This is a genomic window from Athalassotoga saccharophila (genome assembly GCF_009936215.1).
In the GTDB taxonomy this organism is placed as follows: domain Bacteria; phylum Thermotogota; class Thermotogae; order Mesoaciditogales; family Mesoaciditogaceae; genus Athalassotoga; species Athalassotoga saccharophila.
This window is the reverse complement of sequence record NZ_AP019551.1, coordinates 1,631,159-1,653,162: the sequence shown is the minus strand read 5'-3', so window position 1 is coordinate 1,653,162 and position 22,004 is coordinate 1,631,159. Positions and strand designations below refer to the sequence as shown.

27 protein-coding genes are annotated in these 22,004 nt (G+C 40.9%); 11 read left to right on the top strand and 16 right to left on the bottom strand.

The features are described 5' to 3' along the window. Positions 1–3 precede the first annotated feature (3 nt). The 4 genes from ATHSA_RS08260 to fabF are packed head-to-tail and all read right to left on the bottom strand — an operon-like array spanning position 4 to position 3,272. The gene (locus tag ATHSA_RS08260; protein ID WP_161848630.1) at positions 4–918 is read right to left on the bottom strand and encodes a 3-oxoacyl-ACP synthase III family protein; all 915 of its coding nucleotides are present in this window, start codon (positions 916–918) and stop codon (positions 4–6) included. Then, on the bottom strand, positions 915–1,316 hold the full coding sequence (gene fabZ, locus ATHSA_RS08255; protein WP_161848629.1) for a 3-hydroxyacyl-ACP dehydratase FabZ: 402 nt from the start codon (positions 1,314–1,316) through the stop codon (positions 915–917). The genes ATHSA_RS08260 and fabZ overlap by 4 nt, the downstream gene beginning before the upstream one ends. Continuing rightward, a complete protein-coding gene (locus tag ATHSA_RS08250) occupies positions 1,300–2,046 on the bottom strand; it encodes a hypothetical protein (RefSeq protein WP_161848628.1) in 747 nt (248 codons plus the stop codon). Before ATHSA_RS08250 ends, fabZ begins: the two co-directional genes overlap by 17 nt. Next, positions 2,043–3,272 carry a beta-ketoacyl-ACP synthase II gene (fabF, locus tag ATHSA_RS08245; RefSeq protein WP_161848627.1) on the bottom strand — a complete coding sequence of 410 codons (1,230 nt, stop codon included), beginning with the start codon at positions 3,270–3,272 and terminating at the stop codon, positions 2,043–2,045. The genes ATHSA_RS08250 and fabF overlap by 4 nt, the downstream gene beginning before the upstream one ends. A 158-nt stretch (positions 3,273–3,430) precedes the next feature. On the opposite strand from fabF, the gene ATHSA_RS08240 reads away from it, so the two are divergent. Continuing rightward, positions 3,431–3,856, top strand: a complete 426-nt coding sequence (locus ATHSA_RS08240; RefSeq protein WP_161848626.1) for a nucleoside-triphosphatase — start codon at positions 3,431–3,433, stop codon at positions 3,854–3,856. On the opposite strand, the gene ATHSA_RS08235 is transcribed toward ATHSA_RS08240, so the two are convergent. Next, a complete protein-coding gene (locus ATHSA_RS08235; protein WP_161848625.1) occupies positions 3,835–4,608 on the bottom strand; it encodes an SDR family oxidoreductase in 774 nt (257 codons plus the stop codon). The two genes, ATHSA_RS08240 and ATHSA_RS08235, sit on opposite strands and share 22 nt — an antisense overlap. Positions 4,609–4,646: 38 nt before the next feature. Then, complete coding sequence (locus ATHSA_RS08230; RefSeq protein WP_161848624.1) at positions 4,647–5,216, bottom strand: DUF981 family protein; 570 nt, start codon at positions 5,214–5,216, stop codon at positions 4,647–4,649. Positions 5,217–5,324: 108 nt separating this feature from the next. Here ATHSA_RS08230 and ATHSA_RS08225 point away from each other — a divergent pair, with 108 nt between their 5' ends. Next, on the top strand, positions 5,325–6,131 hold the full coding sequence (locus ATHSA_RS08225; protein ID WP_408626197.1) for a DNA adenine methylase: 807 nt from the start codon (positions 5,325–5,327) through the stop codon (positions 6,129–6,131). On the opposite strand, the gene murJ is transcribed toward ATHSA_RS08225, so the two are convergent. Next, positions 6,126–7,679 (bottom strand): murein biosynthesis integral membrane protein MurJ, encoded by a 1,554-nt coding sequence (gene murJ / locus ATHSA_RS08220; RefSeq protein ID WP_161848622.1) that lies wholly within the window; start codon positions 7,677–7,679, stop codon positions 6,126–6,128. The two genes, ATHSA_RS08225 and murJ, sit on opposite strands and share 6 nt — an antisense overlap. A 59-nt stretch (positions 7,680–7,738) precedes the next feature. Between murJ and ATHSA_RS08215 the strand changes: the two genes are divergently transcribed. From ATHSA_RS08215 to ATHSA_RS08200, 4 genes are read left to right on the top strand one after another with little or no spacing between them, the layout of a single operon-like run. Then, a complete protein-coding gene (locus ATHSA_RS08215; RefSeq protein ID WP_232060082.1) occupies positions 7,739–8,266 on the top strand; it encodes a hypothetical protein in 528 nt (175 codons plus the stop codon). Positions 8,267–8,277: 11 nt separating this feature from the next. Next, the gene (locus ATHSA_RS08210) at positions 8,278–8,814 is read left to right on the top strand and encodes an NUDIX domain-containing protein (RefSeq protein ID WP_161848620.1); all 537 of its coding nucleotides are present in this window, start codon (positions 8,278–8,280) and stop codon (positions 8,812–8,814) included. Continuing rightward, positions 8,811–10,022, top strand: coding sequence for a CinA family nicotinamide mononucleotide deamidase-related protein (locus ATHSA_RS08205; RefSeq protein ID WP_161848619.1), 1,212 nt, complete (start codon positions 8,811–8,813; stop codon positions 10,020–10,022). Before ATHSA_RS08210 ends, ATHSA_RS08205 begins: the two co-directional genes overlap by 4 nt. Positions 10,023–10,036: 14 nt before the next feature. Next, complete coding sequence (locus ATHSA_RS08200) at positions 10,037–10,615, top strand: type I phosphoribosyltransferase (RefSeq protein ID WP_161848618.1); 579 nt, start codon at positions 10,037–10,039, stop codon at positions 10,613–10,615. Here ATHSA_RS08200 and ATHSA_RS08195 read toward each other — a convergent pair. The 9 genes from ATHSA_RS08195 to rpsF are packed head-to-tail and all read right to left on the bottom strand — an operon-like array spanning position 10,612 to position 15,603. Beyond that, a complete protein-coding gene (locus ATHSA_RS08195; RefSeq protein WP_161848617.1) occupies positions 10,612–11,244 on the bottom strand; it encodes a hypothetical protein in 633 nt (210 codons plus the stop codon). The two genes, ATHSA_RS08200 and ATHSA_RS08195, sit on opposite strands and share 4 nt — an antisense overlap. Continuing rightward, positions 11,241–11,801: a hypothetical protein gene (locus ATHSA_RS08190; RefSeq protein ID WP_161848616.1), complete on the bottom strand. Its 561-nt coding sequence runs from the start codon at positions 11,799–11,801 to the stop codon at positions 11,241–11,243. The genes ATHSA_RS08195 and ATHSA_RS08190 overlap by 4 nt, the downstream gene beginning before the upstream one ends. Next, positions 11,798–12,721 (bottom strand): SPFH domain-containing protein, encoded by a 924-nt coding sequence (locus tag ATHSA_RS08185; protein ID WP_161848615.1) that lies wholly within the window; start codon positions 12,719–12,721, stop codon positions 11,798–11,800. Before ATHSA_RS08185 ends, ATHSA_RS08190 begins: the two co-directional genes overlap by 4 nt. Further along, positions 12,718–13,155, bottom strand: a complete 438-nt coding sequence (locus ATHSA_RS08180) for an NfeD family protein (protein ID WP_197739147.1) — start codon at positions 13,153–13,155, stop codon at positions 12,718–12,720. The genes ATHSA_RS08185 and ATHSA_RS08180 overlap by 4 nt, the downstream gene beginning before the upstream one ends. 13 nt (positions 13,156–13,168) lie before the next feature. Then, the gene (locus ATHSA_RS08175) at positions 13,169–14,017 is read right to left on the bottom strand and encodes an MBL fold metallo-hydrolase (RefSeq protein WP_161848613.1); all 849 of its coding nucleotides are present in this window, start codon (positions 14,015–14,017) and stop codon (positions 13,169–13,171) included. Continuing rightward, positions 14,014–14,457: a 50S ribosomal protein L9 gene (gene rplI, locus ATHSA_RS08170; RefSeq protein WP_161848612.1), complete on the bottom strand. Its 444-nt coding sequence runs from the start codon at positions 14,455–14,457 to the stop codon at positions 14,014–14,016. The genes ATHSA_RS08175 and rplI overlap by 4 nt, the downstream gene beginning before the upstream one ends. Positions 14,458–14,502: 45 nt before the next feature. Continuing rightward, the gene (gene rpsR / locus ATHSA_RS08165; protein WP_161848611.1) at positions 14,503–14,757 is read right to left on the bottom strand and encodes a 30S ribosomal protein S18; all 255 of its coding nucleotides are present in this window, start codon (positions 14,755–14,757) and stop codon (positions 14,503–14,505) included. Positions 14,758–14,782: 25 nt separating this feature from the next. Then, positions 14,783–15,196 carry a single-stranded DNA-binding protein gene (locus tag ATHSA_RS08160; RefSeq protein WP_161848610.1) on the bottom strand — a complete coding sequence of 138 codons (414 nt, stop codon included), beginning with the start codon at positions 15,194–15,196 and terminating at the stop codon, positions 14,783–14,785. Further along, positions 15,193–15,603, bottom strand: coding sequence for a 30S ribosomal protein S6 (gene rpsF, locus ATHSA_RS08155; protein WP_161848609.1), 411 nt, complete (start codon positions 15,601–15,603; stop codon positions 15,193–15,195). The genes ATHSA_RS08160 and rpsF overlap by 4 nt, the downstream gene beginning before the upstream one ends. Before the next feature lie 445 nt (positions 15,604–16,048). Between rpsF and ATHSA_RS08150 the strand changes: the two genes are divergently transcribed. From ATHSA_RS08150 to ATHSA_RS08130, 5 genes are all read left to right on the top strand, one after another. Further along, positions 16,049–17,038, top strand: coding sequence for a LacI family DNA-binding transcriptional regulator (locus ATHSA_RS08150; RefSeq protein WP_161848608.1), 990 nt, complete (start codon positions 16,049–16,051; stop codon positions 17,036–17,038). Between the two features lie 47 nt (positions 17,039–17,085). Next, a complete protein-coding gene (locus ATHSA_RS08145; protein WP_161848607.1) occupies positions 17,086–18,408 on the top strand; it encodes an ABC transporter substrate-binding protein in 1,323 nt (440 codons plus the stop codon). Positions 18,409–18,431: 23 nt separating this feature from the next. Then, the gene (locus ATHSA_RS08140) at positions 18,432–19,301 is read left to right on the top strand and encodes a carbohydrate ABC transporter permease (protein WP_161848606.1); all 870 of its coding nucleotides are present in this window, start codon (positions 18,432–18,434) and stop codon (positions 19,299–19,301) included. 2 nt (positions 19,302–19,303) lie between these two features. Beyond that, positions 19,304–20,173: a carbohydrate ABC transporter permease gene (locus ATHSA_RS08135; RefSeq protein WP_161848605.1), complete on the top strand. Its 870-nt coding sequence runs from the start codon at positions 19,304–19,306 to the stop codon at positions 20,171–20,173. A 61-nt stretch (positions 20,174–20,234) separates the two neighbouring features. Further along, positions 20,235–21,953 (top strand): ABC transporter substrate-binding protein, encoded by a 1,719-nt coding sequence (locus ATHSA_RS08130; RefSeq protein ID WP_161848604.1) that lies wholly within the window; start codon positions 20,235–20,237, stop codon positions 21,951–21,953. The last annotated feature ends 51 nt before the right edge of the window (positions 21,954–22,004 follow it).

Below are 22,004 nucleotides of genomic sequence, written 5' to 3'. Positions count from 1 at the left end.
TATTCATAACTTGAAGATATTTGAGGCTATTCCAAGCCCTGCGCCGTATCCCACCGTCAAAATGACGCTTGATTCTTTTATTTTTCCAGAGTCCATGGCATCTTTTATTGCCAAGGGTATGGATGCGGCGGCCGTGTTCGCGTGATCTTCTATTGAAATTTGGAATTTTTCTATGGGTATTTGGAGTTTTTCGGCAACTTTTGAAATTATTCTCAAATTTGATTGATGTGGTACAAAAAGATCCACGTCTTTCAATCTCATATTTGCCTTTTTTAAAACTTCATCTATCGCCTCAACTATAGCGTCGATCGCGAATCTGAAAACAGCCTTGCCATCCATTTCCAAATTCTCGCCGTGTTTTTGAACTATAGATTCATAACCTTCGCCCTGAATTCGCGAGTAATTTGCCATTATTCCAGGTTTGTCCGATCTTCCCATTATCACTGCTCCGGCACCGTCGCCAAAAAGCGGTCCAACGGATTTGTCTTTGAAATCTACAATCCTCGACAATCTTTCGGTGCCAACTATTGCTATCTTCGAAAAACTGCCAGATCTTATCATGGAATCCGCTATTTCCATCGCCTGAATGAATCCGGAGCATCCAGCCTGTATATCTATTCCACCTATTTTCTTGTCAAAGAATCTTTGGATCTGACCGGACATGCCCGGAATAAGCGTATCGGGAGTGTTTGATGCGACTATAAGATACTCAAAATCGTCCGATCCGGCATTTTTAAAGGCATCTCTTAAAGCCTTTACTGCCATCTCAACGGCGCTCTCGTGCGTTACATGTCTTCTTTTTATACCGGTTCTTTCAAAGATCCAGTCATTTACCCCAAGAAGTTTCTCTATTTCTTCGTTTTCTATAACAGTTTGTGGAAGGTATCCTCCAACGCCAAGAACCCTCGAAAAGATCATTTTTCCATCCCTAAAAGCAAAGTCGCAGTTGCGCAGATCTTATCGTCGACCTTTGCGACACACTCTGCACTTATCATTCCAAGATGTTCTCCGACTATCTTTACCTCGTAGATCAGTCTATCTCCGGGCCTTACCGGTCTTCTGAATCTGACCTTGTCGGCCCCAACAAAGAGTGGGGTCTTCCCCGGTACCAAAGTTATAAGGCCGGCGGCCTGGGCCATACCCTCGAGTATTAAAACTCCGGGCATAATTGGATTATCCGGAAAATGTCCCTGAAACTGCGGTTCATTGTAACTCACATTTTTGAATGCAACGATCTCTTTTTCACCTTTCGAAATAATTCCGTCTACCATCAAAAAGGGATAACGGTGTGGAAGAATGTCAGTTATTTTGTCCATTGTTGTCCTCCAGAATCACGGTTATAGTCAAAGTATCATGGCCATAAAGAGAGGCCAGTACAGGATTCATCCAGTCTATTGAGATATTTGAATGAAATCTCGCAGAAAATTCTTTTACTATTGAATCTACGATTTTTTTCTTTCCGCTATACCTAAAGGCTATCATCGATGGAGTTCCCTTTATGTCTTCTATTACCATAGAGACAGCACTTTTCAAACTCCACATGCTTTTTACCATCGTTCTTCCAAATCCGAGTTTTACGACATTTATCATCTTGGTGAGGATAACAGATTCTTTCTTTTCGGAGATGACATCATTTTTCCTCAAAAATGAAAGATCGGAAAATAACAAATAAGTAGTTGCTCTCTGTGCGAATTTTTTGTCTTCACTCAGAGGTTTTCCGCTGTTTAAGAAAAGTGCAAGTGCCACTGAGTCCATCTTTTCTTCTATCAATGTTATGCCCTCGGAAAGGGAGGATAAAAAGTTCAATTCATCCTTTAAAAAACTAAAAGATCTTGAAGGCAGAAGTACTGTAACGGGAATATGCCCTGAGATGATCCTGCTAATCTCGTCGTATGTTGGAAGGCTTATCACGCTCTTTTTGTTAAGTGCGAAATAGGAAGGGCGATCTATGTCTGAGACCCTTATCTTTCTTCCCTTCCAGTCTATGTACAGCGGTATCTTTTCAATGCCTTCTACATCAACAGAATCATCGACAAGTATCTTCATTCAACCTCTCCAGCGATCAAAGATACGTTATGTCCTCCAAAGCCAAAGGAGTTAGAGATGAAATTTTTGACCTTCACGTTCAAAGGCTTACCCGGTACACAATTTAGGGTTATCTGCGGATCAGGATTTTCAAGATTCACTGTTGGGAAGATAAAGGACTCTTTCATTCCGAGCACAGAGGCTATGAATTCTATCGCTCCAGCCGCACCGAGTGTATGGCCTATAGCACCCTTATTCGAACTGACAAAGATCTTGTCAGCCCTTTCTTCGAAGATACGCTTTATCGCCTTTGCCTCCGCAGCATCTCCAACCGGCGTCGATGTAGCGTGGGCATTGACGTAGTTTATATCCTCTATTTTGACCTTTGAACTTTCTATGGCCATCTTCATGGCCGCGTAAGCGCCAGATCCTTCGGGGTCTGGCTGAACCATGTGATATGCATCATCGCTCATGCCATAACCTTTAATTTCGGCGTAGATCTTTGATCCACGCTTCTTTGCCGATTCCAAAGATTCAAGAACTATTATTCCTGCTCCCTCTCCCATCACGAAACCATCTCTTTCTTTATCAAAAGGCCTTGAAGCGTGTTCGGGGTCGTCATTTCTTGTTGACAGCGCTTTCATATTTCCAAATCCCGCTATCGATATTCTACATATCGCCGCCTCGGCGCCTCCGGTTATCATCGTATCTACTATTCCATGCTTTATCATGTCATAGGCAACAGCGATCGCATGGGCACTCGATGCACACGCGCTGACCGTACCAAAATTTGGCCCTTTCGATCCGTATTCTGTTGCAATCGTTCCAGAGAGCGTGTCTGCTATCATCATCGGAACAAGAAAAGGACTTACCCTTGAAGGTCCCTTTGAGATCATAACTTCAAGTTCTGCTTCTAAAGATTTTATGCCACCAATTCCAGAGGCTACTATAACTCCGGCCTTTTCAAGAAGTTCTTTTGAAAGTCCGGCGTCTTCAACGGCTTCCTTTGCGGCCGCAAGACCAAGTTGGGTGTACCTGTCATGATGCCTTACTTCTTTTGGTTCCATATATTTTGCGGGATCGAAATTTTTGATTTCGGCGGCAACCTGGGATTTAAATTCAGACGGATCAAAACTGCTTATCCTTCCGACAAAACTCTTTGCAGAAAGCATTCCATTGAAAAATTCTTCTTTTCCGGTCCCGCTTGCGGCTATTATTCCTATACCTGTGACAACAACTCTTCTCATTCTCAAATTCTCCTTTCTTGATCCAAAATCGCTTTAGCAACATTCGTGCCAAGATCGTTTTGCCTTATTTTTAAGTCATTTTACGAAAAGTGGTAAGATATGATCGTCTAAATTTTGAATTGTTAAGATACTTTGGTATCCAGATTTTGGAGGGTATAATGATATTAAAAATAACCGGGGAAATAGGAAGCGGAAAAAGTACACTCGCGAGTGCTATTGTCAATCTTTCGCAAAGGGAGATCGTAGGCTTTAGAACGTATTTCGAAGACTTGAGGAATTCACTCTACCTTGAATTTTTGAATGGTTCAAAATACAAAATAGCCTTTAGGGATGGAAAGATGGTCGGAATAAAAAACACCCTCGACGATCTTGCAATATATCTCGATGACATCGATACAACGGGTAAAATGCTTTTCATAGATGAGATAGGATATGTAGAAGTTGTCTCTGAAAAATTCGTTGATGCTTTGCTAAAACTCATTAGAAGATCGCAAGATGGAATCATTGTGGTAAGAGAAAATTCCCCTCTCAGAGGGGAAATTGAAGGTATTGAATTTGAGATTCACAAGGTTGAGGCAACGTAACCGCCATCTACCCTTATAGTGGTACCTGTTATGTAGGAGGCGCGTTCAGACGCGAGAAAGGCGACTATTGCCGCTATTTCTTCCGGCTTTGCAAGCCTTTTGATGTCTGTCTTTTCGACTATACTTTTACTTGCCTCTTCGAAGGTTATTCCTCTTTTTTTGGCCGTATCTTCAAAAAGCGTTTTTATTCTTTCTGTAAGCGTGTACCCCGGTGCTATGCAGTTGAATGTTATGCCTTTGGCACCATGTTCCTGAGAAAGACTTCTCATCAGACCAATAACGGCCATCCTTATTGAATTTGAGAGTAAAAGGCGGGGTATAGGTTCATAAACGGAAACAGAGGTCGATGCAATGACGCGTCCCCATTTTTTTGAGATCATACCGGGCAAAAATGCATTTATCAATCTCACCGCGCTCATCATCGTGAGATCGTAAGCGATGTGCCAGTCCTCATCTGTCAGATCTTCAAGATCACCCGGTTTCGGTCCACCCGTGTTTATAAACAGCACGTCGACATTTCCGATCTCTTTAAAGAGACGCTTTACATCCTTCTCAATTGAAAGATCCGCATTGTGACCTGTAACCTTCGATCCGTATTTGGAAGAGATCTCCTTTGCGACCTCATCGGTGTTATGGCGCGAGACGATGTGAACTACAGCACCCTCTTTGGCAAATTCTTCGGCCACGGCCTTTCCTATTCCCTTAGAGCCTCCTCCGACGAATACGATCTTCCCGTTCAACCCTAAATCCATAATTCACCTCTTTTACTTCTTTGTACAATTTTAGCACATCATTTTCCCTTTATCGTTGGAGGAAGATAATGTGCGAAATCCGAGGCATGCTGGTAATACGCTCCATATCCAGTTACCGCAAAGGCAAGGGCTGAAAGGACAAGCAATATGAATATAATCCATCGAATACTCTTAGATTTAAGACCCAATGGTGCCATCAATGCGCCAAGGCCAGAGGTTATAAAACCTCCAAAGGCTATGATTGGACTTTGCGTCATACTGTAGATCAATACGTCGATGGATATAACGATATTTATCAGGCCACCGGCAGAAGAAAGAATGGTCAAAGGAAGAAGATCAGATCCATTTCTTACTGCCAGACCTATGAATATAAGAAGTATTCCGAACCATACAGAAGGCTCTCCAAAGATTATGTTGTACGATCCGGGCAAAGGCCATGTAAAAATCATCTCAAGTCCAGTTACAAGCAGGATAAATCCCGTCATCCAAAAACCGTAAATCCACGAAGAATTCGTTTTTCCACCATCGAATTTGAGAATATAAATACCGGCAAAAAGCAAACCAGATGCCGCCGCTATCAATTGAATAGTTACGTAATCTATGAACATACCTGCCTCCTTAAAGTGATTTTTTTCACTTAAAAGTATACCATAAAAGTCCAATATTGTCAATTGTTCGAAATTTGAATCCATTTGGTATACTTGAAAATGAGGTGTGTGAAATTGAAGGTGAAATCGCCGATCAAGTGGGCTGGTGGGAAGACCCAGTTACTCGATCAATTTGATGAACTTTTGCCGTTAAATTTTTCAACGTATATAGAGCCATTTGTGGGTGGAGGTGCCTTATTTTTTCACCTTTTACCTTCAGATGCCATATTGATAGATCTGAATACCGAACTCATTAATTTTTATACTGTTGTAAGGGATGATGTTGAAAATCTCATAGAAAGTTTAAAGGTCCACAAAAATCAAAGTGATTATTATTACAAAATGCGCGATCTCGATCCTTCAAAGTTGAGTCCATTAGATCGTGCTTCCCGTTTTCTTTACCTTAATAAAACCTCTTACAATGGTCTTTGGAGGACTAATAAAAAGGGAATATTCAACGTTCCATTTGGGAGGCACAAAAATGTCCGCCTCTTTGATGAAGAAAATATAAGGCGAGTAAGTCTTGCACTCAAAAACATCAAAATCATCTCTGGTGATTTCACAATAGCGCTTCAATACGCAAAGAATGGTGATTTTATCTACATGGATCCTCCGTATTATCCACTTTCAAAGACTTCGAATTTTACATCGTATTCTGGAACATTCAACGAAAAGGATCAAATAAGGCTTTCAGAATGCTTTAGAGAATTGGACAGAATCGGCGCCTTTGTAATGTTAAGCAATTCAAACACGGACTTCGTAAGGTCTCTTTACAAAGGATACGATATCCGCGTGGTAAGGGCTACAAGACGGATAAATTCAAAGGTCAATGGTCGTGGCACGATCGACGAGGTTGTCATAAGGAATTTTTCATAGTTTTTCATTTTCTTCGGGAGTTTTTTTGAATTTAAGAAATCTCCAGAAGCGATTTGGCAGTGTTTTGATCAACCATGAGATCAAAAAGTAAACTGCCATCCCGGCAAAGATCGCTACAAAATCTCTTATCTTTCCCCTCAAGAGTGAAAGAGCAAGGTATATGATCACGTCCATTATCGCTGATGCGATTATGACTTTTATGAAGTAGTAAAGGTCGAAAAACCACACTTTGAATTTTATTCTCAAAGAAATTAGCATCGCTATCACGAAATATATAGAAGATATAGAGGTTGAAAGCGCGAGGCCTGTTTGTTTGAGATGTGATATAAAGAGAAAGTTGAGCCCTATGTTTATGCCAAGCCCTATCATTCCAAAGATCATAGGCGTTCTTGTGTTTTTGAAAGAATAGTAGATCTGCACGAGCACCGCTCCGAGTGAGGAGGTAAACAAAGAAAGGGAAAAGGCAATAAGAGGCGGATATGTCAGCATTGTTGATTCAGATGTAAAACTCCCGCGTTGAAAGATAAGGGTTATTACCTGTTTGGCAAGAGGGAAAAGCGCAAAGGTTACCGGAATCAAAAAGAAGGCAAGCAATTTCATCGCCCTTTTAGTCGTTATTGTGAGCCCTCTTATGTCATTTTCTGCAGCCCTTGATGCGACGGAAGGGTATGTAACCTGTGTTACGGGAGTTCCAAGAACTCCGTTGGCGGCACTCGTTATCCTGTTTGCGTAAGAGAGGGAACTTATCGCGCCTGTCTCGAGTGTAGAGGCAAAGGTCCTGTCCACTATCGTGTTTAACATTCCCAAAGCGCTTGAAAAGAAGAGCGGCCATATCATTTTGTAGAGATCTTTTGTCTCTGGGATCTTTCTTTTTATCTTAAATGGATTTAAATATTTTCTTTCCGCAAAGCCAAGCACAATGAAAATAAAAGTAGGTGGAAGCGTCCATGCAAGGGCAAGAGAAATCGCTCCAAGATGCTTTGTGGCAAAAAGCGTTCCTATAACTATGAAATCAAAACTAAGTCCAACAAGCGGATATGCAAGAAATTTTTTCTCGCTCTGTAAAAGTCCGTTGACGAAACTAAGCATCGCACCTATTACAGTTGCAAAACTCATCCACCTTATGAAGTTAACGGTCATATCGTGATCTGCCTTCCCGAAGCCGGGAAAGAAAAGATTCGTTACTTCAGGCGCAAAGATCGCGATAAGAATTACCGCCGCAGCAAGCATTAACGTTGTCGAGTAAAAGATCGTGGCCGAGAAATGTTTGGCTTCTTCTTCTTTTTTGCTTTTCATAACCCTTACAAAGAGTGGGATAAAGGCCGCTACAATCGTCCCCGTTATGATTCCATTTATAAGGCCGAGAGGACTTTGAGAGGCAAGGTAAGCATCCATGACACTTCCCGTCCCAAAAAAATACGCTATGAATATATCTCTTACAAAACCCATCGCTTTCGAAACAAGTGTCAGGATGGTTATTAAAAGTATTGCCTGGGACATATTTTGCCTTGAATGGATCAGAGAACCTATTTTACGCTTTAGATTCATCTTCATCTCCAGTTAAGAGTTAGATGATAAAATAGTTATTGACCATTTGAAATTTTACCATGAAGAAGGTGAAGAATATGTCAAGAAATGTTTTTATAATCTTTTTTGTCCTTTCCATACCTCTTTCCGCTTATGCCATGAATTACATCTTTGGAATAGGATACGATCCTTCAAGAAGTTGGGTTGTAAATCTTGGGGCGATGAATCATTTCAACGATGAATTGAGTCTTAACATCTTTACTCCCGCATCGACCTCTCAATCAATGCTTTACAATGTGAAGGCCTATATACCCATACTCGGAAGAAATGATCTCAATGAAGGCTTTAGAATAGGACCTGTCCTTGGAGCCGTTATAACAAATCAGGCAACATTTTCTGCCGGATTGTACGGACAATATTACTTTGGGCCCTGGAGATTTGGCGCCTCTGTTATGCGTGACATCAACTCAAATAACTTCAATTACGCTTTCAACGTGTGGTACTTTTTCTCAAGTGGTCAGTATCATTTCGTCGATTATTTAATAGCCAACATATTTTTTGATAAGAGTACCCCTTACTTTTCTCTTTGCCTTATAGAACCATTTTAAAGGAGGAAAATATGAATTTATCCGAAAAGGTTTTGAATTCTTCAAAGAAATTCGAGGGAAAGATTCTTAAACTTTACGTTGACGAGGTTGAACTTCCAAATGGTCATAAGTCCTTCAGAGAGGTCGTAAGACATCCAGGAGCCTCCGCGGTAATCGTGCTTTTAGACGATGGGCAAATAGTTTTAGAGAGGCAATTTAGATATCCAATAAACGAAATACTTTGGGAAATACCTGCCGGAAAACTCGATAAGGATGAAGATCCTTTCGAATGCGCAAAGAGAGAACTTCTCGAAGAGACCGGTATCAGCGCTTTGAAATGGCAAAAAATCGGTTATATATACACAACGCCAGGCTTTTCAGACGAAAAAATACACCTTTACTTTGCCTCTGGAATTTCGAATGGCGTTAGACATCTCGATGAAGATGAGTTCCTTGAAATAAAATATTTCAAGACCGAAGAGGTCGAAGAGATGATAATGAAAAATGAGATCACCGATTCAAAGACCATAGCGGCTTTTTTCAGGGCAAGGAGAATGGGACTTTTATGAAGGCCGAGATAGTATCGACGGGGACAGAACTTCTACTTGGGAAAAACTGCAATGAAGATGCGAGAATTCTTTGTGAATTGCTTGCAAGATGCGGTATAGACATATACAGATATACAACAGTCGGTGATAACATCGAAAGGATAGCACAATCTTACAAAGAGGCCCTTGGAAGGGCAGAGATCGTTTTATCGACGGGAGGACTTGGCGGCACTGGAAGCGATCTTTCAAAACAGGCCGCATCTATAGCAGTCGGCATTCCACTCGAGGTAGATAAAAAGATCTATGAATATCTTCTAAGTCAAAAGGTGCCCGAAAGGATAGCCCAATCTTTTGCCTCTATTCCGAGGGGATCATCTACGATCGAAAACACGGCCGGCGTTGCTCCGGGGATAATAATTCAAAAAGATGGAAAGTATCTTATTCTCCTTCCGGGCCCTCCTGACGAGATAAGATCGATAATAAGGAATGGCCTCGAAGACTTTTTAAGAAAATTCGGAAATGGATACACGAAGAATGATTTCATAAAGATCGTCGGAATGAGAGAATCGGAGGTTGAAGACAGAATCCATGATCTTGCACGATCTTCAAATCCAACGATATCGACCTTTTTGAAAAAGGGATGGATAGAAATTTCAATGACGGCAAAGGGAAAGGATGAAGGAGAAGCAATTAGAATACTCGATGATTTAAAAAGGCGCGTACTCGAAAGATTTCCAAAGGAAGTTATCGGGTTAGATGAAAGTTTAGAGCATGTTGTTTACAGAATTTTAAGTGAAAAGCACATGACGATCTCGGTTGCCGAATCCGTTACTGGTGGGATGATCTCTGATAAACTCGTCAATGTGGCCGGCATTTCATCTGTTTTTGCGGGTGGAGTTATCGCATACGCGAATGAATCCAAAATAAAAGTACTCGGTGTTAGCGAAAAAACTATAAAAGAAAAGGGTGCCATATCTGAGGAATGTGTATCTGAGATGGCAGATGGTGTAAGGCGTCTCTTTAATACGGATATAGGCATCGCAACGACGGGAATCGCAGGGCCGTCGACAGTCGAAGATAAAAAGATCGGGACGGTATGGTTTGGCTTTTCATCGAAAAATCTAAAGAGAAACTGGAAGAGAATATACGGAGGAAATAGAGACGACGTGAGACGTGCCGCGACAAATGATGCTTTGGAGGCCGTCATAAACATCATATCGCGCAACTGAAAGGGGCGATTATTTTGATAGATGTAAAATCTATTTTAACCGAATCGAATGCCATCTTTAAAGGGCATTTTGAATTGAGATCGCATGAACATTCTGATACATATGTCGAATGTGGGAAAATCCTTCAATACACATGGAGGACAAAGGAGATAGGGGCAGAAATAGCCTTGAAATCTCAAAGATTTGCCCCAGACTGTATTATATCCGCAACTAAAAATGGCATGATAATAGGATACGAAGTGGCGAGAAATATGGATATTCCATTTATTTATCTTGAAGAAGATGGTGATCGTCTTTCGTTCACACATTGCATGAATCCATCAATGTTCAAAAATATACTCATAGTTGAAGATATCGTAAGGGACGGTAAGATAATTCATGACATTCTAAATGCCCTCGAAGAGTTCGATAGTTCGGCAATAGGCATCTCATCAATAGTGAAGATCGGACATTTTGACAAAATAGAAGGCCTTCAGGTAGTTTCCCTTTTGAATGTCTCGGCGCAAATTTATAAACCTGAAGAATGTCCTATGTGCAAAGAAGGAATGCCTCTTAAGAATTATAAGAATCTTTGTTCAGAAAAAGGCTCTTAATTAAGAATGGAAGTGTTGGTAAGAATTCTTATTCCCAACTCTATCGAAGGCGTTGAAAAGATAAAACCATCGGAGAAGTTCAAGTTAACGTCTCCAAAGATTCGAAAAATCACCTTTTCGTCTTTAAACCAGTCGAAATCGTACGAGGTGTAAAGGTATAGCGCATTCGGAGGATAGTAGGGATTTGGCGGCGCGATAAAGAAAATGTTATTCAAAACGTTTAGATCCACACTTGAAATAAGCCTTTCGTAATTGACAAAAAAATAAAGGTCTTTTAGATTGGCAGAAGCCGAAAGATCCAAAAAGATTCTGCCGTATTCGTTTATCTTTTCACTTTTGAAAGCCTGCGGGAGATTTCCAAATTCGAAATTTGTGCCGGCAAAGAAGGAGAGGAATCTGTAATTGTAAATGTTGAAATTCAGGTAGGGATTAAAAAGTGGCGTTGAGACTGCCACATTTATTCCGGCTAATTGTTGAAAAGATATTGAAGATTGCGGATATCCCATATTCATCTCGATCGGTGTGGCAACCAATCCTAACGAGACTTCCTGATTTGAAATAGTCATCGATATAGGCAATGCGAAGGCCATCTGTCCAAATATCAAAAGGATGAAAAAATATCTTTTCATTCTTTGCGTTTTACCTCCAAAATGTCAGAACTTTTGAATATCGAAAGAAGAAATCCTCCAAGCATAAGCGCAAGAGAAGCGTAGAGCAAATCATTTTCAAATGTGCTTATTTCGTAATTTGCCATGATCTGGATGAATACAAGCGCGATGAATTGGGCAACGAAAAAATTAAGGGCCGCTATTATCCATGTGCTTAAAGAACTTTTGAAAAGATACCTTATTGCGTACTCCTGACGCGTGTATCCGAGAGAAAGAATAGTGGCCCGATGAACGCTATCGTATTTGTCGATGGTGTAAGTTACACTTGATACTATGTAAAAAAACGTCGCAAGCACCATGATCAAAGATCCTATTGCGTGATTGAAAGAGAGAATGACGTAAATTCCAAAAAACATCACACCGACAGGGAAAAGTCCCTGAAAGTATTTGAGAATGGAGGTACCAAGTTGCTTTTTTTCTATTATCCGATTTCTTACGTACCAAAACGCAAGTAAAAATCCTCCAACAGTTATAAGCGCAACTTCAAGGGCCGTTACCCACAGTGTTATTAGATTCAACTCTTGCTCTTTCCCTCCCCGTTTTTGAAAACTTCTGCCATAGCGCCGAGGCTCGAAAGAACACCAGAAGTTTCAAATGGTAAAAAGATCTTTGTGGCCTGCCCATTTGCAATTTGTTGGAGTGCCTCTAAATATCTTATTGTTATAAGATCTGGCGTTGGATTTCCTGAATGAATTGCATCAAACACGATCTTTATGGCCGCCGCCTGACCTTCTGCCTCTGTCTGAAATTTGTATTTCTGTGCATCGGCTATTCTTTGAATTGCCGTTGCGTCTCCTTCGGCTTTCAAAATCTGTGATTGTTTTTGTCCTTCAGCCTGAAGAATCTGCGATTGCTTTATACCTTCGGCCTCAAGAATGGCGGCCCTCTTCGTCCTTTCGGCCTTCATCTGCTGGCTCATTGCCTCCGTTATATCCTTTGGAGGATCTATTTTCTTTATTTCAACCCTTGTTATTCTTACTCCCCATTTGTCTGTTGCCTCGTCGAGCGTATCTCTCAATTTTGCGTTTATCATTTCACGAGAAGTCAGGGTTTGATCAAGTTCGAGTTCTCCTATGACGTTTCTAAGGTTCGTCTGGGCGAGCATCGTTGCGGCGGGTTCAAAAGCCTTAACGTTGTAATTGACTTTGAATGCGTCTGAAACCTGGTAATATATTATGGCGTCAACGGAAACAACGACGTTATCACGCGTTATAACTTCTTGAGGCGGGACGTTTATGAAGTGTTCTCTCATGTCCACCTTAATCATCTTTTCAAAGAAAGGAATTATAAGATGCAGTCCCGATTGAACCTCCCTTGAAAATTTTCCAAGGCGTTCGACTAACCCCCTTTGGAATGGCCTGACTATCTTTATACCGGTTATTGCAACGATTATAAGGAAGGCCGCTATAATAACTCCTATGATTATTCCGAGTATCATTTATTTTCCTCCCTTCTTACCACAAGTTTGGTACCCTCAACCTTTAAGATGACAACATAATCATTTATCATAACCTTTGAATTGTCAACCGTAATGGCTCTCCATACATCTCCATTTATCTTAACCTTTCCCGTATTCTTTTCAACGTCGATTGGTTCTATAACGAGGGCTCTTTTGCCTATTATCTCATCTATGCTTATTTGCCTTGGAGAATCCTTTCTTTGGAGGACCTTCAGCGCTATTGGACGTGTGAATATCACAAGAACTGCCGATACGACTATAAAGACGACTATTTGAATTATAAGATCGGCAAAAAGAGAGGTGATAGCAGCCGCAAAAGCCCCGAGGCCGAACCAAAAGAGGAAAAAAGTGGGAATAAAGATCTCCGTGATGCACATTAAAGCCCCTAAAAATATCCAAAATACTAAAACCATCTTTATCATCCCTTCATTTCAAAGTGAAAATCTTTGAAGGATGAACGTACATTACCGGAAAGTCAACTCCGATCTCCTCTACCGCTTTGTTCACGTAACGCTTTATATTCCTTTCGTATCTCGTCGAGATATGGTAAAGTATCAAAGACTTAACTTTTGCCTCTTTGGCAAGAGCAAGAACCTCACGTATCGAAGAATGATTATTTCCCTTTCTATCATCACCGTTTAAAAATGTCGATTCGTGAATAAGCAAATCAGTTTCATAGGCATCTTTGACCGCTATCGGCGTTGAGTCTCCACTTATCGTCAATATCTTTTGTTCGTAATCTACGGTTATCTCTTCTCTTCCGTACTTTTTGACAAGATCGAGTATCTCATTCTGACTCAAGTTTCTGTACTTGTCTTTCAGACGTTTTCGTCTTTCGAATATATTGTAACCAAAACTGATCTCGTTGACCGTATGGTGGGTTTTGAATGGTCTTATGACTCTCTTGACTCCGCCAGTCCTGTGAAGTATTACCTCTTCTCCGACATCAAGCGACTTTATGGTAAGCGCGTATTTCAAATCGTTGTTGACTTTCAAAATGAAATCAAGGAATTCCTCTACCGACTTGCTTCCCTTTGGATAATATATCTCGAGTGCCTTTTCCTTATCTCCCATTGCGTTGTTTCTCGTGTTAACAAGTCCCCACAGACCCGCTATATGATCTGCATGACCGTGTGTCAGAAAAACCCTCTGGACTGCAAAAGACTTATTTCCCAAATAAGTGCTCGCACCTTCTCCGCAATCTATAAGCATCCTGTCTGGCGAATAGTACATCCATGTAGAATAAAGCGCTTTGGAATACATTATTATATTCAACTTTTTTCAACCCTGATTTTCACTTTTCCGGATAGGCCATTTCCAAATTTAACTTTGGCTTCGTAGAGACCAAGTTCCTTTATCGGCTCTACCTCTATATTCTTCTTGTCAAAAGGCTCTCCAAAGTATTCTGAAAGTTTTTCGGCTATTTCTGAAGAGGTTACAGATCCATAAAGTTTATTACCCTCACCTGCTTTAGCCTTCACAACGATCGTGGTCTTCATGAGTTCATCTATTTTTTTTGCAGCCTCTTCCATTGCCTTTTTCTTTCTCAACTCTTCGGCCTTTTTTTCTTTATTCACCTGTTCGATAACCTTTTCATTTGCCAAAGTTGCCAATTTGCGAGGGAGAAGATAATTCCTTGCGTATCCGTCGCTAACTTCGACTATATCGCCCATTCTCCCGAGTGCCTTAACATCCTGTAAAAGCAAGACCTTCATTTTATCACCACCTTGTGTTTAACACAAAGAGGCCGTGTGGCCTCTTTAATCTTTAGTGTATGGAATGAGTGCCGCTTCTCTCGAGCGCTTTATGGCCTCGGCCACCATTCTTTGATGTTTCGCACAGGTACCGGTGATCCTTCTTGGTAAGATCTTCCCTTTATCGCTGACGAACTTCTTCAAAGTTCTCGTATCTTTGTAATCAATGTAATTTATATCATTCATGCAAAAATAACATTTTCTTGCCTTTCTTTTGAAACCTGTTTTTTCCTTTTTTCCACTATCTTTATCGTAAGCCATTCAAATCAACCTCCAATTTTTAAAATTAAAATGGTACATCATTGTCCTCATCTTCTGACGGAATATCGCTATCAAAAGATGGAGGCATCTCCTCACCGGATGAATCGCTGATTTCTTCCACGCTTTCTTTTTTATCGAGCGGCTGTACCTTGTTTGCTATTATCTCTGTGGTAACACGTTGTTTCCCATCCCTGTCTGTCCAGGAATTATTTCTTAAACTCCCATCTATCAAGATCAGGCGACCTTTTCTCAAATACGAAGCAACAAACTCGGCGTTCTTTCCAAAACATACTATTCTGAAAAAATCTACCTGTTTGTCTTCTTTTGAATAATTCCTGTTTACGGCAAGATTGAAAGTGACAACATTACCATTCATACCCGTTCTCAATTGTGGATCTTGAGTTATCCTTCCAACGAGAATTACCTTGTTATAATTCACGAATTTTCTCCCTCATTATCCGAAACCGTAACCTCGGCCGTCTCTTCTTTTTGATCGGGAGTAATCTCCTCGGTCTTTTCTTCTTTTTCTTGCTTTTCAATCGTTGGATGCTTTTCGAGATCTTCTCTTCTTAAGATAAGATGTCTGAATATTTCTGGGACAACCCTGTAAAGTTCTTCAAGAGATCTGATCTTCGAAGGATCTGCATCGAAAAGGATGATTGTATAATCGCCTTCATTGAACTTTTGAACCTTGAAGGCCAACTGTCTTACTCCCCATCTGTCTATCTTTCTTATCTTTCCCCCCATCTTCTCTTCGATCTGATTTTTAACGCGATCGACGAGTTTGTTCCTTGCCTCTTCTTCAAGAGTAGGATCGATGATGAAAAGCGTTTCGTAAATCCTCATAAATTACCTCCCATGGACAATTTTGGCCCTATTTTAGGGCGGGTACAATCATTATAACACATAAAAATTGAAAATTGAAAATCGGTGTCCATATAAAATAGAAATTCGAAGTTTGAATCTTCTTTTCGAAGGGGATTACTTTTAACGTCCTTTTAAGCAAGAATTCTCCCACTTCTATAAGTGGTGGGAGCATGTCACTCTAATATAAATACAATCTTCCGCAAGATTTCCTTTTACCTTCTAAATGCACTATGTTAATCTTCGAATTGCCAAAGATATTGGATGATAATCGTGGGTATTTTTAACTTTTTTGATTTAAACGCTTATTTTCAGGCTTAATCGTCATTAAATGGTTTAAATCACCTTAAACGAGGTTTGACAATTTTTAAAATAAATTGTATAAATTGTTTCGGAAACGATTGCGGTATCGATTGCGGAGGCAAAAATGGGTTACGTAACTTTAAAAGATGTGGCCAAACAGGCGGGTGTCTCTTTAAGCGCAGCCTCGAGGGCACTCAACGGAAGGCAGGATGTAAGTCCCGAGACAAGAAAAAGGATCGAGGAGACGGCAAGAAAACTTGGATACGTGCCAAACAGATTTGCTGCGTCTCTGAAATTTCAAAAGACCCACACGATAGGTGTCATAATCGAGGACAACGCCAACCCTTTCTGGGCTGAGGTTCTAAAGGGAGTTGAATCTCAGGCTCAGGAGAAAGGATACCAAATAATCCTTGCCAACACATCGAGAAGTTATGAAAGAGAGGTAAAGGCCATTCAAACACTTATCCAAAGGCGCGTCGATGGTCTCTTGATAGCGCCAAATCAGGAAAAATACGATGATCTTTTCATGATAAGGAATTTAGGGGTGCCCTTTGTCATAATCGGAAGGCATATAAAAGAATTTGAATCACTTGGAATTCCGATGGTATACAGCGATGAAGTTGACGGTGGATACAGGGCAACACGACATCTTATCGAAAGGGGGTGCAAGAAAATAGCCTTTGTAGGGGCTCAATCTTACAACACCGCATCCATAGAAAGGTGTGAAGGATACAGAATGGCCCTCAAAGAGGCTGGAATCGAGATAGACAGTAGACTTATAAAGACAGGTGGCATAGAGATAGACGGCGGATACAAGTCGGTTATGGAATTGATCCGTGACGGCATGCAATTCGATGGGATCTTCGCTTACAACGACTTAATGGCATTCGGTGTTATTAAGGCGTTAAAAGAAAAAAATATAAAAATTCCTCAACAGGTTAAGGTCATAGGATACGATGATATACCTTTTTCTGCTTTGATAACTCCGTCTTTGACAACGATGAGAATACAAAAGCAAGAAATGGGAAAAGAATCATTCGAGATGCTTTTTGAGAAAGAAACGAAGGTACTCGATACGATTTTGATTGAGAGAGAGAGTTCAGAATTAAAATAGTCAAAAATTAAGGAAGAATTTCCTAAATTTTTGAAAGGAGAGTGTTTATGAAAAAGTTTGTCATTCCAGCACTTTTGATTTCGATGTTTTTGCTAAGTTGCGCCGCTTTTGCCGGTACAGTTCAACTGCCTGTATACAACGGCCCGGCCGTAACATTGACCTTTTGGTCATGGGTACCAGGATTGGATCATGCAATAGCCTTATTCGAGAAGGCATATCCAAAAATAAAGATCAATTGGACAAATGTTGGTACCGGACAAGCCGAGTACAACAAATTGCTGACCGCTCTTACGGCGGGATCGGGCGCACCGGATGTTGTTCAAATAGAATATCAAATGCTGCCAACATTTATTTCTTACGGAGGACTTGTTGATCTCAGCAAATATGGTGCAAATAACTACAAATCTCTCTTTGTACCATGGACATGGAAACAGGTCTCCCAAGGCAACGCGGTTTATGCCATTCCGCAAGACACGGGTCCATATTCCTTTGCTTACAATAAAGCCATTTTTGACAAATATGGCTTAACAGTTCCAAAAACATGGGATGAATACGCTGCTGATGCTCAAAAACTTTATGAGGCTTCAAATGGGAAGGTCGTTTTAGGTAATTTCGATGCCGGTGGAACGGGTAATATATCATGGTTAATAGGCTTGGTATGGGCTGCTGGTGGCCATTGGTGGGAACTTCAGGGAAATACATGGGTTCAGACTATAAACAGCCCAACAACTTTAAAAGTTGTGAATTTCTGGGGAGATCTTGTTAGCAAGGGATATATATCCACATACACTCCGTGGACAACAGACTGGTACAATGCTATGTCTGAAGGCAAAGTCGCAAGTATAATGTCACCGGCTTGGATGCCAGCGCTTTTGGCACAAAATTTAAGTTCTTCAAATGCCGGAAACTGGAGGATCGCTCCGTTACCACAATGGCCTGGCATGCCTTTCACGAGTGGAAACTGGGGAGGATCTACTGATGCCGTAACAATTCAGTCTAAATATCCTGAGGCTGCTTTCATATTCGCACTTTGGCTTAATACCAATGAAGAAGCATGTGTGCTTGATAATCAATACGGTGGTCTTTTCCCGGCATCCTACGCAGGTCTTGAAGCACCGGCCCTTCACGATACATCAACGGCAATAGATCAATTCTTCGGTGGTCAGGACGTAAATCAATTTTCCTTTGATGCATCGAAAGCCGTTAACACCGACTTTGCGTGGGCACCATGGCTTAACTACGTGTACACAGAATCTTCTAAGGATATCAACGATGCTATAAGTGGAAAGATAAGTTGGACACAGGCATTCGATCAACTCCAGAATGCATCTTTGAATTACGCAAAAAGCCAAGGCTTTAACGTGAAATAAGATAATTTGGAAAGGAGAATGCCATGAGAACAAAGTTCAGATCTGGAAAATACATGCCTTTTGTGTTCCTCTCTCCTTTCCTGGTCTTATTTGCTTTATTTTATGTGGCACCTCTTATTTATGGATTTTATATAAGCCTTTTTCATAAGTATGGATTAAGGCCTCCAACCTTTGTTGGGCTGGAAAATTATGTCAAGGCTTTTACAGATAGCGGTTTCCTTTCTTCCATTCTTACGATGGGTGAATTTTTCCTTATTCAAGGATCGATAATGATAGGACTTGCCCTTTTGTTTGCGCTTTACATAGACAACGAGCAAAATCATTTCAGAGGTTTCTTCAAACTTGTTTACTATATACCATTTGCGATTCCGACAGTTATAAGTGGCATATTATGGGGATTTATGTATTCGAAATCTTTAAGCCCATTTCAATCTATATTTGGTGTTTTTGGATTGCATCCGAATTTTCTGTCAAGCGGATCTTTGTTCTGGTCCATAATGAACATCGTAACGTGGGAATGGGTTGGTTACAACATGATAATTCTTTATTCGGGATTGCAATCTATACCGAGAGAACTTTACGAATCTGCGAAAATAGATGGGGCAAGAAATTTTGATGTCATAAGATATATAAAATTGCCATTGATCGTTCCATCTCTTATTCTTGCGATTGTTTTTACAGTTATAGGAACATTCCAGATCTTCAATGAACCATATGTACTTCAAAGCATGACCTATGTTTCGACGCATTTCACGCCTAACCTTTACATATACACGACCGCTTTCAGTTATGGTAATTTCAACTTTGCAGCGGCAATGGCAATAGTACTTGCACTTGTCACTTTTGCAATTTCTATGATTTTCATGCGCTTTGCTGGATTCAAGGAGGAATAAAAATGGACACGAAAAAATCTCTTTATTCACCTTCTACACTAATAATAATGACTTTAATGTTTGTGGCAAGTGCTTATTTTCTTCTTCCATTCTTTTGGATAATCGTTGCCTCGACCAAGAGCGATTCGCAACTTTTCAGTACGAATCCTCTGTGGTTTACATCTCCATTTAATTTTCTAAGTAATCTCAAGGTTGTCTCTTCTTACGACAATGCCATTTTGTGGAGATGGTTTTTGAATTCATTGATATACGCCGGAAGTGTGAGTGCGGGAACGACTTTGATATCTGCGATGGCTGGATTTGCTTTTTCGAAATACGATTTTAAATTGAAAAATGTACTTTTTTACATCATTCTTGGCACTATAATGGTTCCAACTACTGCTCTCGTTTTACCAATTTACCTTTTAATGCACGGACTGAATTTGATAAATACTTATTGGGCCGTTATATTGCCATCCCTTGTAAATCCATTTACCGTTTATTTGATGAGAATCTTCTGGATGAAAGAATTTCCAAATGAACTAATAGATGCGGCCCATGTCGACGGTGCATCGGATTTTGCGATATTTTTTAGAATCGGATTGCCACTTGTCAGAGGTGGCCTTGCAACCGTAGCACTTTTCAGTTTTGTCAATACATGGAATAATTTCTTTTTACCACTCGTCGTTATAAGCAAGTCAAATCTTTATCCCTTAACTTTGGGTTTACAAGTGTGGACATCCATAACCACGACAAGCGTTGGAAGAGGTGCTCCTCCATATGGAGCCATAAATATGGGCATTTTGATCTCAATAGTGCCTTTAATACTTGCATTTATATTTCTCAGAAGATACTGGCAGTCTGGTTTAAGTTCTGGCGCGATAAAGGGATAAAATAACCATTTAAATCGGTTCCGATATCGATTGCGGAGCCATAAAGGAGGGAGAAAGAAGCATGAAGAAAGTTCTGGTTTTCGCACTTGTAGGCGCAATGCTAATACTTGGCATTTCGGCATTTGCTCAGGAATTTGCGAACATTTTTCCACCTGTATCGAACGTTAAACAGGGTGGAACCCTAAGGGTTGTTACAACTTGGGGACCTGTTGCATTCAATTTGAACCCATTCCAGCCATCCGGACAGTCACTCGGCGTCGGGCCGATAATGTATGGAACACTTTTCCTCGTTCAGCCCTATACCGGTGCAATGACACCATTTTTTGGCACTAATTACTCGTGGTCAGACAATAATCTGAAACTGACGGTTACGATCAGGAAAGGTATTACATGGTCAGATGGTCAGCCTTTCACGCCGGCCGATGTGGCATTTACATTTAATTATTTAAAACAATATCCAGCCCTTGACACAAACGGTATATGGTCAAGCATTTCCAACCTTCAAAGTGTCGTCGTCTCTGGCGATACCGTTGTCTTCACATTCTCAAAGCCAAATACTCCACTCTTAACACAAATAGCCCAGATCCCAATAGTTCCGGAGCATATTTGGTCATCGATAACAGATCCTACGAAATTCCTCAATCAGGATCCAGTCGTCGCAGGCCCATTCCTCTACGTCAAGGGAAGTTACAATTCGGCAAATTACACATTTGAACTTGTCAAAAATCCCAACTTCTTCATGAACACGCCGGAATTTGGAAATAGGCCATTCATAGACAAGATAGAGGTCAGATCTTTGATTGGTGGACAGCCTTTGCAATATCTCTTAAGAGGAGATGCGGACTGGTCATATTACGGTAGCGGAATAGATCCTTACACCTTGTGGTACAGCAAGAACCCAGCCACAAATAAATTCTGGTGGCCAACTTCAAACTCAAACATTCTTTATCTGAACACACAAAAATACCCATTCAACAATGTTGCTTTCAGAAAGGCAGTCTCTATGGCCATAGATAGGAAAGCACTCGAGGATAAGGCTTATTTTGGTACAGGCGGTTACGATCAAAGTCCAACGGGAATAATTCCTGCCCAACAGGCCGAATGGCTCGATCCAACTTTGACAGCACTTGCATCTCAACTTAATTCTTTCAATATTCCAGAGGCTCAAAAGATTCTCGCCGCTGCCGGATTCACAAAGAATGCTCAGGGACAACTTTGCGGTCCTGATGGCAAACCTCTGCCAACCTTTAAGATTCTCGTTGGAGCGGGCTGGGGCGATTTCATAACGATGGCGCAGATAATATCCAGCGATCTTGCCCAACTCGGTATATCAACAGTTACAGATCAGGAACCATGGGACACATACATCTCCAGCGTTATGACAGGTACGTATGAAATGGTGATCTCGTGGGGAACTGGATCGGGACCAACTCCTTATTACCTCTACTACTACGAGTTTAACCCGGCATTCTCGGCAACAACGATAGGACAGAACGCGAGTTCCGGCTGGTCAAGGTACACCAACCCGCTTATAACTGATGCACTTCAAACCTATGCTCAGACGAGCGATCTGTCACTTCAAAAGCAGGCAATAGCAACGATAGAAAGAATCGTTTTGCAGGATGTTCCATTTGTCGTATTGACAAACAGGACTGATTTCATGGAATACAGCGAGAGGACTTTCGTAGGATGGCCTTCTGCGGATAATCCATATGCTGGTGCCGGAAATATAGACTGGGCGGATGCACTTGCGATCGTTCTAAACGTACATTTAAAGTGAGATAATATAAGGGAGAGGATATCCCTCTCCCTTTTTTGAAATTGAATATAG

Bases quoted from the DNA above. Each gene is read 5' to 3' on its own strand.
- ATHSA_RS08260 (WP_161848630.1), bottom strand. From the start codon at position 918: ATGATCTTTTCGAGGGTTCTTGGCGTTGGAGGATACCTTCCACAAACT.
- fabZ (WP_161848629.1), bottom strand. From the start codon at position 1,316: ATGGACAAAATAACTGACATTCTTCCACACCGTTATCCCTTTTTGATG.
- ATHSA_RS08250 (WP_161848628.1), bottom strand. From the start codon at position 2,046: ATGAAGATACTTGTCGATGATTCTGTTGATGTAGAAGGCATTGAAAAG.
- fabF (WP_161848627.1), bottom strand. From the start codon at position 3,272: ATGAGAAGAGTTGTTGTCACAGGTATAGGAATAATAGCCGCAAGCGGG.
- ATHSA_RS08240 (WP_161848626.1), top strand. From the start codon at position 3,431: ATGATATTAAAAATAACCGGGGAAATAGGAAGCGGAAAAAGTACACTC.
- ATHSA_RS08235 (WP_161848625.1), bottom strand. From the start codon at position 4,608: ATGGATTTAGGGTTGAACGGGAAGATCGTATTCGTCGGAGGAGGCTCT.
- ATHSA_RS08230 (WP_161848624.1), bottom strand. From the start codon at position 5,216: ATGTTCATAGATTACGTAACTATTCAATTGATAGCGGCGGCATCTGGT.
- murJ (WP_161848622.1), bottom strand. From the start codon at position 7,679: ATGAATCTAAAGCGTAAAATAGGTTCTCTGATCCATTCAAGGCAAAAT.
- ATHSA_RS08215 (WP_232060082.1), top strand. From the start codon at position 7,739: ATGAAGAAGGTGAAGAATATGTCAAGAAATGTTTTTATAATCTTTTTT.
- ATHSA_RS08210 (WP_161848620.1), top strand. From the start codon at position 8,278: ATGAATTTATCCGAAAAGGTTTTGAATTCTTCAAAGAAATTCGAGGGA.
- ATHSA_RS08205 (WP_161848619.1), top strand. From the start codon at position 8,811: ATGAAGGCCGAGATAGTATCGACGGGGACAGAACTTCTACTTGGGAAA.
- ATHSA_RS08195 (WP_161848617.1), bottom strand. From the start codon at position 11,244: ATGAAAAGATATTTTTTCATCCTTTTGATATTTGGACAGATGGCCTTC.
- ATHSA_RS08185 (WP_161848615.1), bottom strand. From the start codon at position 12,721: ATGATACTCGGAATAATCATAGGAGTTATTATAGCGGCCTTCCTTATA.
- ATHSA_RS08180 (WP_197739147.1), bottom strand. From the start codon at position 13,155: ATGGTTTTAGTATTTTGGATATTTTTAGGGGCTTTAATGTGCATCACG.
- rplI (WP_161848612.1), bottom strand. From the start codon at position 14,457: ATGAAGGTCTTGCTTTTACAGGATGTTAAGGCACTCGGGAGAATGGGC.
- rpsR (WP_161848611.1), bottom strand. From the start codon at position 14,757: ATGGCTTACGATAAAGATAGTGGAAAAAAGGAAAAAACAGGTTTCAAA.
- rpsF (WP_161848609.1), bottom strand. From the start codon at position 15,603: ATGAGGATTTACGAAACGCTTTTCATCATCGATCCTACTCTTGAAGAA.
- ATHSA_RS08150 (WP_161848608.1), top strand. From the start codon at position 16,049: ATGGGTTACGTAACTTTAAAAGATGTGGCCAAACAGGCGGGTGTCTCT.
- ATHSA_RS08145 (WP_161848607.1), top strand. From the start codon at position 17,086: ATGAAAAAGTTTGTCATTCCAGCACTTTTGATTTCGATGTTTTTGCTA.
- ATHSA_RS08140 (WP_161848606.1), top strand. From the start codon at position 18,432: ATGAGAACAAAGTTCAGATCTGGAAAATACATGCCTTTTGTGTTCCTC.
- ATHSA_RS08135 (WP_161848605.1), top strand. From the start codon at position 19,304: ATGGACACGAAAAAATCTCTTTATTCACCTTCTACACTAATAATAATG.
- ATHSA_RS08130 (WP_161848604.1), top strand. From the start codon at position 20,235: ATGAAGAAAGTTCTGGTTTTCGCACTTGTAGGCGCAATGCTAATACTT.